This window comes from Providencia sp. PROV236 (assembly GCF_033676985.1).
GTDB classification, from domain to species: Bacteria; Pseudomonadota; Gammaproteobacteria; order Enterobacterales; family Enterobacteriaceae; genus Providencia; species Providencia manganoxydans.
Map to the genome: position 1 here is coordinate 1,745,585 of NZ_CP096297.1, position 16,513 is coordinate 1,762,097.

Below are 16,513 nucleotides of genomic sequence, written 5' to 3' on the forward strand. Positions count from 1 at the left end.
CATGCATAATGAACATAATAAGCAGACCAGTCTTGATGGTGTTAATGTTTTTGAACCAACACCTCAGCACGGCTTCGTATTAACAGAGGCTGAGCGTGCTGAAATTGAAGGTGAAAAACATCACTATGAAGATGCACGTGCTGCCTCAATTGAAGCACTGAAAATTGTGCAAAAAAATCGTGGATGGGTTGAAGATGGCGCTATCCACGCGATTGCTGAAGTACTGGGCATCCCTGCAAGTGACGTCGAAGGCGTAGCGACATTCTATAGCCAAATTTTCCGTCAACCTGTTGGTCGCCACATTATTCGCTATTGCGACAGTGTGGTCTGTCACATCACGGGTTATCAGGGATTAGAAGCTGAAATTATTAACCAGCTCAATATTCGCCCAGGTCAAACAACACAAGATGGTCGTTTTACATTACTACCAACCTGTTGTTTGGGTAACTGTGATAAAGGTCCTACCATGATGATTGATGAGGATACCCACAGTTACGTACAGCCTGAAGATATTAAAAAGTTACTGGAGCAGTATCCATGACAAACTCCTTTCAACCCGTGATCCGTACTGCCGAGACACATCCGTTGACATGGCGCTTGCGCGATGACAATCAACCTGTTTGGTTGGATGAGTACCGCAGTAAAAACGGATATAAAGGTGTAGAGCGTGCACTTAAAGGCATGGCTCCTGATGAAGTGGTTAACTTAGTCAAAGACGCTGGCTTAAAAGGTCGCGGTGGTGCAGGTTTCTCCACTGGTCTGAAATGGAGCCTGATGCCAAAAGACGAAAACATGAAACTACGTTACTTTTTATGTAATGCAGATGAAATGGAACCGGGCACATATAAAGACCGCCTTTTGATGGAACAACTGCCACATTTATTAGTTGAAGGCATGATCATCGGGGCATTTGCACTCAAAGCTTACCGTGGTTATATCTTCTTGCGTGGCGAATATGTTGAGGCAGCAAAACATCTGCGTCATGCCATCGAAGAAGCAAAAGCTGCGGGGCTGCTTGGCAAAAACATTTTGGGTTCTGGCTTTGATTTCGAACTGTTTGTGCATACAGGCGCCGGTCGTTATATTTGTGGTGAAGAAACCGCACTGATTAACTCCCTTGAAGGTCGTCGTGCTAACCCTCGCTCAAAACCACCATTCCCTGCGACATCCGGTGCATGGGGCAAGCCAACCTGTGTAAATAACGTTGAAACTATCTGTAACGTACCTGCGATTTTAGAGCATGGTGACCAGTGGTATATCAACTTAAGCGCAGGTAAGAGCAAAGATGCCGGCACCAAATTGATGGGCTTCTCTGGTCGCGTTAAAAATCCGGGGTTGTGGGAGCTGCCATTTGGCACCACAGCACGTGAAGTGCTAGAGGACTACGCGGGTGGCATGCGCGATGGTTTGACCCTAAAAGCATGGCAACCGGGTGGTGCAGGTACGGACTTCCTGACAGGTGATCACCTTGATCTACCAATGGATTTTGAATCTATCGGTAAAGCAGGGAGCCGTTTAGGTACTGCATTAGCTATGGCTGTTGATAACGAAATCAACATGGTCTCTTTAGTTCGCAACCTTGAAACTTTCTTTGCTCGTGAGTCATGTGGTTGGTGTACACCTTGCCGCGATGGCTTGCCATGGAGCGTGAAAATTTTACAAGCGTTGGAAAAAGGAGAAGGGCAACCGGGGGATATTGAAACGTTAGAGCAGTTGTGTCGTTTCTTAGGTCCGGGTAAAACCTTCTGTGCTCACGCACCGGGTGCGGTTGAGCCTTTACAGAGCGCCATCAAATATTTCCGTGAAGAATTTGAAGCGGGTATCTCGCAAAAAGATCTGCGCAATATTGCCCAGATAGCCGGTATCCAACCCAACTTGCTGAAACAGCGTTGGTAACGCTTTTGCGAATGAGCAACCGCAAAAGTTATTTTTCACGAAGAACGTATTTTTGATTAACGCCTGCTTTGAGCGGGCCTTTGGGAAGCATGCTGACTATGGCTACAATATATGTAGACGGCAAAGAATATGACGTAAACGGGTCTGAAAACCTGTTACAAGCCTGCCTTTCTCTGGGGCTAGATATTCCTTATTTTTGCTGGCATCCGGCGCTGGGAAGCGTTGGCGCTTGCCGCCAGTGTGCGGTTAAGCAATATCAAAACGCGGATGACACCCGCGGTCGTCTCGTTATGTCCTGTATGACACCCGCAACGGAAGGTACTTACATCTCTATTGACGATGAAGAAGCCAAACAATTCCGTGAAAGTGTCGTTGAATGGTTAATGACCAACCACCCACATGACTGTCCAGTCTGTGAGGAAGGTGGTAACTGCCATCTGCAAGATATGACGGTGATGACCGGTCATAATATGCGTAAATATCGTTTCACGAAACGTACTCACATTAATCAGGATCTAGGGCCTTTCATCAGTCATGAGATGAACCGCTGTATCGCCTGTTATCGTTGTGTGCGTTATTATAAAGACTACGCTGATGGCACTGACTTAGGCGTATATGGTGCACATAACTATGTTTACTTCGGACGTACGGAAGATGGTACGTTAGAGAGCGAATTCTCCGGTAACCTCGTTGAAGTTTGTCCTACAGGTGTCTTTACCGATAAAACTCACTCAGAACGCTATAACCGTAAATGGGATATGCAGTTCGCACCGGGTATTTGCCAACAGTGCAGTATCGGCTGTAATACCAGCCCAGGTGAGCGCTATGGTGAACTTCGCCGTATCGAAAACCGTTATAACGGTTCAGTAAACCACTATTTCTTATGTGACCGCGGTCGTTTTGGTTACGGCTACGTTAACCGCAAAGACAGACCACGTCAGCCACTCTTAAATAAAGAAGGTGTTAAGCAAGTTGTTTCTGCAATCGAAGCAATGCAAAGTGGTGCACAAATAATCAATCAAGCGAAAAAAGTGATTGGTATTGGTTCGCCGCGCGCGAGCATCGAAAGCAACTATGCTTTACGTGCATTAGTGGGTGCAGAAAACTTCTACTCAGGTGTTTCGGCTGATGAACAACGTCGCCTTGAGTTGATGCAAAATATCTTACAAAACGGTGGTGTTTATACGCCTAGCCTACGTGAAGTTGAAGGCTATGATGCGGTGCTGGTATTGGGTGAAGACTTAACTCAAACTGGTGCGCGCATGGCACTTTCCGTTCGCCAAGCTGTAAAAGGCAAAGCACGCGAAATGGCAGCAGCACAGAAAGTCGCTGATTGGCAAATCGCCGCGATCATGAATATCGGTCAACATGCTAAATATCCACTGTTTATCACTAACGTTGATGATACTCGCTTAGATGATATTGCGGCATTTAACTATCGTGCGCCAGTCGCTGATCAAGCGCGCTTTGGTTTCGCCATTGCGAATATGATCAATGGTGATGCACCCGCAGTTGCTGATTTACCAGCTGATTTAAAAGCCAAAGTAGAAACCATCGCACAAGCGCTGGCAGGGGCTAAAAAACCATTGATTATCAGTGGTAGCCACTCGGCAAGTGATGCCATGATCCAAGCCGCTGCAAACGTTGCCTTTGCACTGAAAGCGAAAGGTGCACAAGTTGGTTTATCTTACCTTGCATCGCATGCAAATAGCTTCGGTTTAGCCATGATGAAAGCGCAATCATTAGATAGCGCATTTGCGCGTATTAACGCGAACGAAGCTGACGTTGCTATCGTAATGGAAAATGACCTTTATCGTCATAGCAGTGTCAATGTCGTTGATAGTGCACTGGCTAAATTGAAACACTTGATTGTTGCTGATCATCAACACACTGACATCATGGATAAAGCGTCATTGATTTTGCCAGCTGCAAGCTTCGCAGAAGCCGATGGGACTTTAATCAACCAAGAAGGCCGTGCACAACGTTTCTTCCAAGTGTTTGATCCATCTTTCTACGACAAATCTATCGTGATGAACGAAAGCTGGCGTTGGTTGCATTCTCTGCAAACGGAAGCACAAGAACGTGACGCTGACTGGTCTCAACTTGATCATGTGATTGCGGATTGTGTTGCGGCACTGCCACAGTTCGCCGGTATTGTTGATGCAGCACCGAAAGCGTCTTTCCGCATTCGTGGCCAGAAGTTAGCACGTGAACCACATCGTTACAGTGGTCGTACTGCAATGTTGGCAAATCAATCAGTCCATGAGCAACGTCAACCGCAAGATAAAGACACTGCGTTTGCCTTCTCAATGGAAGGTAACAACAGCCCAACGGCACCACGTCAGCAAATTCCATTTGCATGGGCACCTGGTTGGAACTCACCACAAGCTTGGAACAAATTCCAAAGCGAAGTCGGTGGGCATCTACGTTTCGGTGATCCGGGTGTGCGTCTGTTTAATTCAACTGAAGCTAAATTGGCTTATTTCACTGATATTCCAGCGGCTTATCATGCAACTGAAGCACAGTGGGTGGTTGCGCCTTATTATCATCTGTTCGGCAGTGATGAAATGTCACAACGTTCAGAGGTGATCCAAGAGCGTATGCCTGAGCCTTATGTGATGTTGAATGCACAAGATGCAGCAGCTCTCGGTTTGGGTGCTGGCGCTAAAGCGGAATTCAGTCATCAAGGTCAAGCTTTCAATTTGACTGTACGTTTAAGCCAAAATCTGTCGAGTGGTCAAATCGGTCTGCCTTTGGGGATGCCAGGTATTGCACCAGCAATGGCGGGTGTGTCAGTCAATAATCTACGGAGGGGTGCATGATGGATTGGATATCCCCAGAAGTGATGGAAGTGTTAATTTCCATTCTTAAGTCGATTGTCATCCTATTGGTTGTCGTTACCTGTGGTGCGTACATGAGTTTGGGTGAACGTCGTATTCTCGGCTTATTCCAAAACCGTTACGGTCCTAACCGTGTTGGACCTTTTGGCATGGGGCAATTAATTGCCGACATGTTCAAAATGTTGTTCAAAGAAGACTGGATCCCACAGTTTGCGGACAAAAAAATCTTTACGCTAGCGCCAGTGATTGCATTCTGCTCACTGTTCCTTGCGTTTGCTATCGTTCCGGTTAGCCCAACATGGCACGTTGCAGACTTGAATATCGGGATCTTATTCTTCCTGATGATGGCAGGTCTGGCTGTTTATGCGGTGCTATTCGCGGGTTGGTCAAGTAACAACAAATACTCACTGCTCGGTGCAATGCGTGCATCTGCACAAACGGTGAGTTATGAAGTGTTCTTAGGTCTATCACTGATGGGTGTGGTTGCTCAAGCAGGCTCATTTAACCTGATTGATATCGTCAATTCACAAGAAGGCATGTGGAACGTTATTCCACAATTCTTCGGTTTTGTGACCTTTGCGATAGCCGGTGTTGCGGTATGTCACCGTCATCCATTTGACCAACCAGAAGCAGAGCAAGAAATCGCCGATGGTTACCACGTAGAATATTCAGGTATGAAATTCGGCCTGTTCTTCGTGGGTGAGTATATCGGTATTGTGACCGTTTCTGCGCTGATCGTGACACTGTTCTTTGGTGGCTGGCATGGTCCATTCTTGCCGTCGTTCCTGTGGTTTGCGATTAAGACTGCCTTCTTCATGATGATGTTTATCTTGATCCGTGCATCTTTACCGCGTCCGCGTTATGACCAAGTGATGTCCTTTGGCTGGAAAATTTGTCTGCCACTGACGCTGCTTAACCTGCTGGGTACCGCAGCAGTCATTTTATATAATGCTCAGTAAGGGGTGATTGAACCATGACATTGAAAGATTTATTGGTCGGTTTCGGCACTCAAGTACGCAGTATTTGGTTAGTTGGATTACATGCGTTCCAAAAACGTGAAACACAAATGTATCCTGAAGAGCCTGTGTACCTGCCACCCCGTTACCGTGGTCGGATTGTACTAACTCGTGATCCAGATGGCGAAGAGCGTTGTGTTGCTTGTAACTTGTGTGCGGTTGCTTGCCCTGTAGGCTGCATCTCATTGCAAAAAGCAGAACATGAAGATGGACGCTGGTATCCTGAATTTTTCCGCGTTAACTTCTCACGCTGCATTTTCTGTGGTTTGTGTGAAGAGGCTTGCCCGACAACGGCTATCCAATTAACGCCTGACTTTGAAATGGGTGAATGGCGTCGTCAGGATCTTGTTTACGAGAAAGATGACTTATTAATTTCAGGTCCGGGTAAATATCCTGATTATAACTTTTACCGTAAATCGGGTATGGCGATTGCAGGTAAAGACAAAGGTGAAGCGGATAACGAAGCCAAACCGATTAACGTCAAAGACCTGTTGCCATAAGGAGCGATATTCATGGAATTTACATTTTATATCGCCGGTCTGGTTGCTGTATTAGCAACTTTGAGGGTGATAACCAATACTAACCCGGTACATGCGTTGTTGTATCTGGTTGTTTCTTTGCTGGCACTGTCCATGGTGTTCTTTTCACTCGGCGCGTACTTCGCGGGTGCATTAGAAATCATCGTGTATGCAGGTGCCATTATGGTGTTGTTTGTGTTCGTCGTGATGATGCTCAACCTCGGACGCTCTGTACAAGAGCAAGAGCGTGAGTGGTTAGCGCCAAAAAATTGGATCGGGCCGGCAATTTTGTCTCTGGTTCTATTAGCGCTACTGATTTATGGCATCACTAGCTTGTCATACCAAGAAGGTATTGCAGGTACGGTGATCAGTGCAAAAGAAGTGGCTATCAGCCTGTTTGGACCTTATGTCCTCGCGGTTGAATTAGCGTCACTGCTGTTGCTTGCTGGTCTCGTGGTTGCGTTCCACGTCGGTCGTGACCGCTACGAAAACGGCGCTGACATTGTTAGCAATGCCAATGCAAATGCGGAGGAACAATAATGATACCTCTTCAACATGGTCTGATTTTAGCGGCGATTTTATTTGTAATGGGACTAAGCTGTCTTGTTATCCGCCGTAATTTGCTGTTCATGCTGATCGGACTGGAAATCATGATTAACTCAACTGCGTTAGCTTTCGTTGTCGCAGGGAGTTTCTGGGGGCAACCAGACGGCCAAATTATGTACATTTTGGCCATTGCGCTGGCTGCTGCGGAGGCGAGTATTGGATTGGCGTTGTTACTGCAACTCCATCGTCATCGTCAGAACCTGAATATTGATAAAGTCAGTGAGATGCGCGGATGAACTTACTCTATTTAACCATTTTGCTGCCACTACTGGGGTCTGTGCTACTCGCATTTTCCCGCGGTCGTTGGTCAGAAAATGTTTCAGCTATTATTGGTGCTGGGGTAGTCGGCCTTGCAGCAGTTGTTGCACTGTATGTGGGTATTGAGTTTTTAGAACAACCTGTACTTGCAAACGGCGCATATCCTCCGTATACCGAGCTGCTTTGGACTTGGATGTCAGTGGGTGACTTTAATATCCCATTTAGTCTTCGCCTTGATGGCCTCTCACTGACAATGTTAGGTGTTGTGACAGGGGTTGGCTTCTTGATCCACGTGTACGCTTCTTGGTATATGCGTGGCGAAGAAGGCTATTCACGTTTCTTTACCTACACGAACCTGTTTATCGCGAGTATGGTGGTTTTAGTCCTCGCTGATAATATGATGCTGATGTATCTAGGTTGGGAAGGGGTAGGGCTGTGCAGTTACCTATTGATTGGTTTCTACTATACCAATCCAGATAACGGCAAAGCCGCGATGAAAGCTTTCTTTGTAACCCGTGTTGGTGATGTGTTCTTAGCTATCGGTATGTTTATTCTGTGGAATGAACTGGGTACCTTGAATTTCAGCGAAATGGCTGTTCTGGCACCACAAAAAATGGCGGAAGGCGGCACAGCAATCACATGGGCAACCTTAATGATCTTAGGTGGTGCGGTAGGTAAATCTGCCCAGTTACCACTACAGACATGGTTAGCTGATGCGATGGCAGGTCCAACTCCAGTTTCTGCACTGATCCACGCAGCAACCATGGTGACTGCGGGTGTATATCTTGTCGCGCGTACTCACGCGTTGTTCTTGATGGCACCTGAAATTCTACATTTAGTCGGTATTGTTGGTGGTGTGACGCTGCTATTTGCAGGCTGTGCTGCATTGGTACAAACCGATATCAAACGTGTACTTGCTTATTCAACCATGAGTCAAATCGGTTATATGTTCTTGGCGCTTGGTGTGCAAGCATGGGATGCGGCAATTTTCCACCTGATGACTCACGCTTTCTTTAAAGCGTTACTGTTCTTGTCAGCGGGTTCGGTGATCATTGCATGTCATCACGAACAAAATATTTTCAAAATGGGTGGGTTGCGTAAGCAAATCCCTTACGTCTACGCTGTGATGTTAATTGGTGGAAGTGCATTGGCGGCATTGCCTCTGTTTACCGCTGGTTTCTACAGTAAAGATGCGATTTTATGGGGTGCTGAAGTTGATGGGCAAACCGTTCTGTTATGGGCCGGCCTCATCGGTGCACTGCTAACCGCAATGTATACCTTCCGTATGATTTTCATCGCCTTCCACGGCGAAGCGAAAATCAAAGCGCACAAGGTCAAAGGCTTTACTCACTCTGTACCACTGGGCATTTTAGCTATTCTAGCAACATTTATTGGTGCACAAATCCACCAGCCGCTAGAAGGTGTTTTCCCTGTTAACCCGCTAGAGCATGAAGCTGGCAAACTACAGTTGGAAATCCTTTCAGGTAGTCTCGCGGTTATCGGTCTGTTGATTGTGACATTCATTTATCTGTTCAGACGTTCTATCGCAACAGGCATCGCTAAAAGCGCGCCGGGCCGTTTCTTCTCTACGTGGTGGTATCACGCGTGGGGCTTTGATTGGCTGTACGATGTTGTCTTTGTGAAACCTTTCAAAGGTGTAGCATGGTTGCTGGAAAGCGATCCAATTAACTCATTGATGAATTTACCTGCTTGTTTGTCTCGTTGGGCAAATAAAGGGTTAGCAGTGAGTGAAAACGGTCAAGTCCGTTGGTATGTTGCCTCATTGGGGCTGGGTGCAGTGCTGATTCTTGCTCTGCTGCTTTTGGTTTAATTAAGGGACACATTGCGCCATGCTATTACCTTGGCTAATACTCATTCCCTTCATCGGAGGCCTGCTAAGTTGGCAGGCTGACCGATTCAGCCATCGTGCACCTCGTTGGGTTGCGCTGGCTTCAATGGGAATAACATTAATATTATCAATCCAGCTGTGGTTGCAGGGAGATTATTCTCTGGCAAACCCACAAGGCATCCCACAATGGCAAGCCGTATTCTTTATGCCGTGGATCCCATCGCTGGGGATTAATTTCCATCTTGCTATTGATGGTTTATCGCTACTGATGGTGGTATTGACCGCGATTATGGGTGCTTTCTCAGTACTCAGTTCATGGAGCGAAAACCAAGCTAACCAAGGTGCTTATCACTTTAACCTGTTGTGGATTATTGCAGGGGTGATGGGGATCTTTACGGCTGTTGACCTGTTTTTATTCTTCTTCTTTTGGGAAATGATGTTGATCCCAATGTACTTCCTGATTGCGAACTGGGGGCACAAAGGGGCAGAAAACAGACAACATATTAATGCAGCAACTAAGTTCTTTATCTACACACAAGCCAGCGGCTTGATTATGTTAGTGTCGATTGTTGGATTAGCATTAGTCCACTTCGGTGATACTAGCGTGTGGACATTTAACTACAATGAGTTGCTTGGCACTCAGATGTCTAGCACTGTTGGCTTTATGCTAATGTTAGGTTTCTTTATTGCCTTTGCAGTGAAAATGCCGTTAGTTCCATTCCATGGGTGGATGGCAGATACGCAAGAACAGTCTCCAACGGCGGGTTCTGTTGATATCTCAGGTATCATGTTGAAGACAGCCGCTTATGGCTTGCTGCGCTTCACTTTACCTCTGTTCCCTGAAGCGTCTATTGAATTCACACCAATTGCGATGACACTCGGTGTGATCAGCATCTTCTATGGTGCTTGGTTAGCGTTTAAACAGACGGATATCAAACGATTAGCTGCCTACAGTAGCTTGTCTCACATGGGATTTGTCACTGTTGCTATCTATGCAAGTTCAGTACTTGCGTACCAAGGTGCGGTGATCCAAATGATCACCAATGGTCTGTCAGGTGCGGCATTGATTATTATCAGTGGCCAGCTGTATGAACGCACACAGACTCGTGATATGCGCATGATGGGCGGCTTGTGGAAACGGATCAAATGGTTACCGGGTTTGTCACTGTTTTTTGCTGCTGCAACATTAGGTATGCCGGGAACAGGTAACTTTATCGGTGAATTTATGATCCTGTTCGGTACATTCAGCCAGTTCACCTTAGTGACTTGCATTATGGTCTTTGGTGTGGTGTTTGCGTCTGTTTACTCATTGTGGATGATGCAACAAACTTACTATGGTACACCAAAGTCCGAAAGCGAAATGAAAGGGTTAACTGCACGTGAATTTGGTGTGCTGCTAGCTCTGGCTGTATTACTGGTTATCATCGGTTTCTTCCCTCAACCGCTGTTAGATACTTCAGCGGGTGCGATGGAAACATTACATAACCTGTACACTGCTTCACTTACAACATTAAGGCCGTAATTCGCCATGACAATAACACCTCAACAATTGATCGCAATACTCCCGCTGTTGATCGTCGGATTGACGGCGGTGGTTGTGATGCTGTCCATTGCGTGGCGACGCGATCATCTAACAAGTGCCACATTGACAGTATTTGGCTTCGCAGTTGCGCTGCTATCACTGTTCTTTATTGCTGATAGTTTGCCAATGGAAGTCACTCAGCTTATTCGTGTTGATGGCTATGCAATGTTCTACACTGCACTAGTCTTGATTGCGGGTATGGCAACAAGCATCTTCGCCTTCCATTGGTTGGAAGGTTTCAACGACAACAGAGATGAATTTCATTTGCTGCTGACAATTGCAGTGGCAGGTGGCGTATTACTTTCAATGTCTAACCACATGGCATCAATGTTCATTGGTATCGAGCTGATTTCGTTACCTCTGTTCGGCTTAGTGGCTTACACATTTGAGCGTAAACGTTCGCTGGAGGCAGGTATCAAGTATATGGTGCTATCTGCTGCCGCTTCTTCTTTCTTGTTGTTTGGTATCGCGTTACTGTATGCAGAATCAGGTAGCCTGAGCTTCTCTGCGGTGGGCCAGAGCCTCACTGACAGCCAAATCCATGCCCCACTTGTATTAGTCGGTCTAGGTATGCTGATCGTTGGGTTTGGTTTCAAACTCTCTCTGTTCCCATTCCAATTATGGACACCTGATGTTTATCAAGGCGCACCAGCTCCTGTAGCGGCATTCTTAGCAACAGGCAGTAAGATAGGGATCTTTGCCGTATTGATGCGTATCTTTATGGAAGCACCAGCAGCGCAAAGTAATACCTTAGCGATTGTGGTAAGTGTGATAGCGATAGCATCTATTCTGTTTGGTAACTTGTTGGCTATCACTCAGAAAAGTGCAAAACGTCTGCTTGGTTACTCATCAATTTCGCATATGGGATACCTGCTTGTTGCGTTAGTTGCATTACGCGTTGACCCAATTGCATCGCAAGTGACAGTGGCTATTTATTTAGCAGGCTATTTATTTGCAAGTTTAGGTGCGTTTGGTGTGATTAGTATTGTATCTAGCCCGTACCGTGGTGATGACCAAGACGATATAAGTGCTTTCCGTGGTCTGTTCTGGCACAAGCCAGTATTAGCCACTGTGCTAACCGTGATGATGCTTTCTTTAGCAGGGGTGCCGATTACATTAGGATTTATTGGTAAATTCTATGTGATTATCTCTGCGGTGAATGCGGAACTATGGTGGTTAACTGGTGCAGTCGTTGTTGGTAGCGCTATTGGTTTGTTCTATTACCTACGCTTTATGGCAAGCTTATATAGCCGTGATGCAGAGCATGCAGATCGTTATACTGGTCCTGCAAAAGCCACTTTTGGTACTGTTGTAGCAGTAATTTGCGCTATCATCGTTATCCTAATGGGTGTATGGCCACAACCTCTGATCAATATCGCTTCAAGTGCATTAGCAGTAATTAGTTTGTAATTAATACAGTTGATTATTGCTAAACAGAGCGGCTACCTTTGAGTAGCCGCTTTTTTTTAATCGGCTAATTGGCGCTGATATTGATATTCTGTCTCAAGGATAAAATCCATAAAAGTATTACAAGATTTTATCGCTTTATGAATATCCATTATTTCTTCATTTAAACAATGATTTATATAATCAATCCATTGTTGTAAATAACTCTGTAGCTGTTGGAAGTTTTCGATAATACTGTTTTTATTTTTTTCTATTTTCGTGACATCACCGGCTAATGTCAGTAAATAATCCAGTTTATTACTACGTTCACTATATTCTCTAGCTTGTTCCCTTAAAACAAATAACTGGTCGGTTAAATATAATCGAGCATCAACGAGTTTCATGAAATCTAAGCCATTATCAATAATAACTAAAAGACGTTTGGCACAGTCGATCGCTAATTTTATCAAATCTTTCTTGGACGGTGGGATATCCATTGACTCAATGACAGAAATCTCTGGAAAAATTTTATCAAACATATCAGAAAGTCGATAATTTAATATGACTTCTTCAGCTTTAATAATAATATTCATATCTTGAGTGAATTCTTCTATCTTTTTATTATTGTTTTCAATGGATATTAAAAGATTTGCTTTTTTCTGAGTATAATAATGGTGTTTTAGTTGATTTATTTCATCAAGTTCCAATACTGATAGAAAATCGATAGTTGTACGCAATGGTGTCTTTAATTTGATAATTTCATCTTTAAGATCAGCAAGGTCATCAATAAACTCGATGGTTTCTAGTTCATTGAGGCTTTTTTGATATTGATTGGTTTCATGATATGCGAAACTATTGTACATAGTACTGTTTATGATGTAGCGAGTTTTTAATTTCATGATAGGGAGTGAGTTTCTAACTAACTCATTTAGATGACTGGCTTGGTTAGATATTCTTTTTATTTGATTGAAAATAATAGGGTCATAATTAATAATGCTTTGATTATAATTTTTAATTTTATTAGTTAGCATTCTTACTTGATAAATTTCAATTTTAGGTAAAACAGGAGTCGTTGCAATAGTATACATATGATTACCTTTATTAAACCTGAGAAGATTTAGTTAGCTGAACATCAAATAGTTCGACTAGTTGATCTGCATATATTTGAACTGAGACCCATGCAGTGATAATTTTTTTAAAACGGGCAATGAATTTAAGAAGATTTTCAGCATTATCGATACGAGAGAATGTCTCTATCGATTGGTTAATTTCTGTTAATATCACGAGCCACATATAATCTAAATGGTCAATGGCTAAGCGGGCATCTTTAAAATGGCCTTCAATTTTTTGTAGATTAATTTGAATATCAAGGATTGTTTTCTTCATAAAACGGTCACGGTTAATTTTTTCATTTAATTCACTAATTTGATTTATTAACCCATTTTTCCTGTGGCGAACTTTTTCTGCTTGGCTACCAAATATTCCTCCTGTGATGATTAAACCGATAAGACCACCAGCAAGCCCTGTAAAACTGAGTTTAACAAAATGTTTATATTCTTTTTCGAGGATCATCACTTCGTGTTTAAGCGCTGAGATCTTTTCAATTAGATTAGATTCTGTATGAGTATCATCAGTAGAATCTAATTGCATATAAATCGATTTAATTTTAAAAAGTAAAGAATCGACTTCTTGATTGTTAGATAAATTCCCTCCGATAATATGTACTCGAAAATCAGAAATAATATTTTTTATCTTTGATGTTTTATCTGCTTGATTTAAAATATCATCTTTTATAAAACCTAGAATGCTGAGTAATTCTGTAGCAATTTGCTGATCGTCATTTTGATATCTTATATTTCGTAGTTCTTCCGCAGAGAGTTCATCTAAGCTGTTTGCTATTTGTTGGACAATTGGCATGTGATTAATATAATCGACTATTTGATTACCTGTTTGAACAATATTTCGGCTAGTTAATGATAGATTAATCGCTTGCTGTTTTACTTGTTGTTCAACATTATCCCAAGTTTTTGCATGACTATTAATTAGTTGGATAGTATTTGTGAGGTGGCTGATTTCAAGCGGAAAGTTTGCTGAGCTACTAATTTTAAACCATGACAAGATATCGTGAGAAGAAGTGGGTAATGTTAATGCAAAGTTGATGTATTTATGAATATTGATAAGATCGAGTTGAGTGAAAATTCCGGGGGCACGGGCAGAAAGAGGATCTTGGTTAGTTAATAATGCAAGCGTTACATTTCCTATATTTTCTTTTTCAATTATTTTATCATAGTTTGTATCACTCATAATGATTGGTTTCCAATTTAATAACGGGTTAATATAATAGGTATATAATCTCTTAACTCATAGCGACTCGTCATATTTTAAGTTTGTATTTGAATCGTTTTTTTATTTATTATTTAAAAATAAAATAGAAAAACATTAATATTCTATGCTCTATGACGTAATGTATTAATTTAGATTTATTTATACCCAGTGAGTAGTGACTAAGCTACTTGAATGTTTGTAGAATAGAAGATAATAAAATATGAGAATATATATTAGAAATTGACGTATTAATATAATCATCATTGGTTTTACTTCCAATCAATCAATAGAGTATTGTATATATTATAATATAGTTAGTGATACTTAACTCAGATCTCTATTATTTTAATTTAAAAATGAAAATGTCTATTTTTTCTTCATCCACTGAATAATTTATCTCAACATAATTGAGATTTATTTGAATTGTGCAAATCGCTATCGTTGTCAAAATTGTTAATAGCGATAACTTAATTTGATTTAGGGGAGGTTAATGCTCATTCTTATTACGATATGCGTATTAATTAGTCATCGTATTTTCATGTTTATTGGGGTAATAAATGCTAAGTTAGTGATGAAATTTGATATAAATCAAAGAGATTCAATTTTAAATTTAGCCATAATATACAAATAGATAGACTATATCTTGTTGATAAAATAGGAAGCTATTGTTAAAGCAAATTTGATTTTTTTATTGGTAACACCTATTGTCAGGAATAATGAATGTGTCAATAAATTATATTGCACTATATAATTACCTACAGTCTTTGTGGGGATGGCAGTAGGGATCTAAAGTGGCATATAAAAAAATAGATAATTTAGTAACTGGAATTCTTCAACAACTGTCAGAATTGGTATTGAATAATCAAAATTTGACTCGTTTATGCTGGAAAGTTGAGGGGCAATCAGCTTTTCCAGGGCTTGAATGGCTATCTGAACAGCCTTGCTACCCACAATTTTACTGGTATCAACGTACTGGTACTGATGAATGTAGTGCAATTGGCACTGCATGTGAATTTAATGATATTGATGCAGCAGAAGCTTTTCTCTCCGCTAATGCAGATTACCCTGATATGCGTCTATGGGGGCTAAATGGCTGGAATGCATTTGGCGATGGCATCACAAAAGCTGATAAACAGAATGCAGCTTATTATTTTTTACCGCGTTTAGAAATTTTTCGTCAACGTTCATCAATCACCATCACTATTAATATCGTGGGGGAACAGGATCGCTTGGCTGCGATAGAATTTCTAAAGCAGCTTAAACCTGTTACATCATCAGTTCTTCCTTTAGATGCACGAATCATAAGCTATGAGCATTCACCAGAAAAAAAACAATGGTGTGAATTGTTGAGCGATGCAATTACCCGCATGAAATCTGGCCATATGGAAAAGGTGGTGATGGCACGGGAGACTAAGCTCACTTTGTCAAAATCCGTATCAGTGGCTGAATTTTTATTGGCTAGCCAACAAGTGAATCATCAATGTTATCATTTTATGATGGCGTTTGATAAACAGTCGGGTTTTTTATCATCTACACCTGAACGCCTGTATTTGCGTCAAGGAACCCAATTAAATTCTGAGGCATTAGCAGGTACCGTCGCTAATGATATGGATGACAATATTGCGGCACAAAATGCAAAATGGTTGATGGAAGACAGTAAAAACCAGCATGAAAACTTAGTTGTCGTTGATGATATTTGCCAACAACTACAAGGTATTGTCACAGGAATTGACGTCTCTCCAGCGAAAATAATTCGCTTACGTAAGATCCAACATCTATACCGTTCGATTGCGGCAACGCTGATCTCTTCATCAGATAGCGAATGCCTTCAACGATTACAGCCTACCGCAGCAGTGTGTGGCTTACCTCGCGCAGTTGCACGACAATTTTTAACTGAACATGAGCCTTTTTCTCGGCGTTGGTATGCCGGAACGGGAGGCTTCGTTAGTCTTAATAAAAGTGAATTTGCAGTTTCATTACGCTGCGCTCAAATTGAACATCAAAAATTGTCACTATTTTCTGGTGCAGGTATCGTCAGCGATTCTGATCCTGAACAAGAATGGATTGAAATTGAAAATAAGGCTGCGGGTTTAAAATCATTGCTTGAACAGGATTAATATCCTTATTCATAGAGTGGTTATTTTCTTTTGCTTTCAATTAGTTCACTAAAAATTGTTCTAAGATCAAGAAATTTTTATTAAGCGCATTACACTTGTTGATAATAAATAACTTACTGA

At 42.4% G+C, this 16,513-nt stretch carries 13 protein-coding genes; 11 read left to right on the top strand and 2 right to left on the bottom strand.

Translation table 11 applies throughout. The features are described 5' to 3' along the window. The first annotated feature begins 1 nt into the window (after window position 1). From nuoE to nuoN, 10 genes are all read left to right on the top strand, one after another. Window positions 2-541, top strand: a complete 540-nt coding sequence (gene nuoE, locus M1E96_RS07555) for an NADH-quinone oxidoreductase subunit NuoE (protein WP_070929233.1) — start codon at window positions 2-4, stop codon at window positions 539-541. After that, window positions 538-1,896 (top strand): NADH-quinone oxidoreductase subunit NuoF, encoded by a 1,359-nt coding sequence (gene nuoF, locus M1E96_RS07560; RefSeq protein ID WP_070929234.1) that lies wholly within the window; start codon window positions 538-540, stop codon window positions 1,894-1,896. Before nuoE ends, nuoF begins: the two co-directional genes overlap by 4 nt. Window positions 1,897-1,994: 98 nt before the next feature. Then, window positions 1,995-4,718, top strand: coding sequence for an NADH-quinone oxidoreductase subunit NuoG (gene nuoG, locus M1E96_RS07565; protein WP_272579942.1), 2,724 nt, complete (start codon window positions 1,995-1,997; stop codon window positions 4,716-4,718). Continuing rightward, on the top strand, window positions 4,718-5,695 hold the full coding sequence (gene nuoH / locus M1E96_RS07570; RefSeq protein ID WP_070929235.1) for an NADH-quinone oxidoreductase subunit NuoH: 978 nt from the start codon (window positions 4,718-4,720) through the stop codon (window positions 5,693-5,695). Before nuoG ends, nuoH begins: the two co-directional genes overlap by 1 nt. A gap of 14 nt (window positions 5,696-5,709) precedes the next feature. Beyond that, the gene (gene nuoI / locus M1E96_RS07575; protein ID WP_070929236.1) at window positions 5,710-6,252 is read left to right on the top strand and encodes an NADH-quinone oxidoreductase subunit NuoI; all 543 of its coding nucleotides are present in this window, start codon (window positions 5,710-5,712) and stop codon (window positions 6,250-6,252) included. Between the two features lie 12 nt (window positions 6,253-6,264). Beyond that, window positions 6,265-6,810, top strand: coding sequence for an NADH-quinone oxidoreductase subunit J (gene nuoJ / locus M1E96_RS07580; RefSeq protein WP_070929237.1), 546 nt, complete (start codon window positions 6,265-6,267; stop codon window positions 6,808-6,810). Next, entirely contained in the window at window positions 6,810-7,112 is a 303-nt protein-coding gene (nuoK, locus tag M1E96_RS07585) for an NADH-quinone oxidoreductase subunit NuoK (protein WP_004921109.1), read from the top strand. Before nuoJ ends, nuoK begins: the two co-directional genes overlap by 1 nt. Then, window positions 7,109-8,965 (top strand): NADH-quinone oxidoreductase subunit L, encoded by a 1,857-nt coding sequence (gene nuoL / locus M1E96_RS07590; RefSeq protein ID WP_070929238.1) that lies wholly within the window; start codon window positions 7,109-7,111, stop codon window positions 8,963-8,965. Before nuoK ends, nuoL begins: the two co-directional genes overlap by 4 nt. Window positions 8,966-8,984: 19 nt before the next feature. Continuing rightward, window positions 8,985-10,505: an NADH-quinone oxidoreductase subunit M gene (gene nuoM, locus M1E96_RS07595; protein ID WP_070929239.1), complete on the top strand. Its 1,521-nt coding sequence runs from the start codon at window positions 8,985-8,987 to the stop codon at window positions 10,503-10,505. 6 nt (window positions 10,506-10,511) lie between these two features. Next, complete coding sequence (nuoN, locus tag M1E96_RS07600; RefSeq protein ID WP_272579944.1) at window positions 10,512-11,975, top strand: NADH-quinone oxidoreductase subunit NuoN; 1,464 nt, start codon at window positions 10,512-10,514, stop codon at window positions 11,973-11,975. Between the two features lie 56 nt (window positions 11,976-12,031). Here the strand turns inward: nuoN and M1E96_RS07605 are convergent, their stop codons facing one another. Together M1E96_RS07605 and M1E96_RS07610 are read right to left on the bottom strand one after the other, a co-directional pair. After that, window positions 12,032-13,039 carry an alpha-xenorhabdolysin family binary toxin subunit B gene (locus M1E96_RS07605; protein ID WP_140178639.1) on the bottom strand — a complete coding sequence of 336 codons (1,008 nt, stop codon included), beginning with the start codon at window positions 13,037-13,039 and terminating at the stop codon, window positions 12,032-12,034. 13 nt (window positions 13,040-13,052) lie between these two features. Continuing rightward, complete coding sequence (locus M1E96_RS07610; protein ID WP_319066618.1) at window positions 13,053-14,255, bottom strand: alpha-xenorhabdolysin family binary toxin subunit A; 1,203 nt, start codon at window positions 14,253-14,255, stop codon at window positions 13,053-13,055. Between the two features lie 812 nt (window positions 14,256-15,067). On the opposite strand from M1E96_RS07610, the gene M1E96_RS07615 reads away from it, so the two are divergent. Beyond that, window positions 15,068-16,393, top strand: a complete 1,326-nt coding sequence (locus M1E96_RS07615; protein ID WP_140187283.1) for an isochorismate synthase — start codon at window positions 15,068-15,070, stop codon at window positions 16,391-16,393. Window positions 16,394-16,513: the final 120 nt, after the last annotated feature.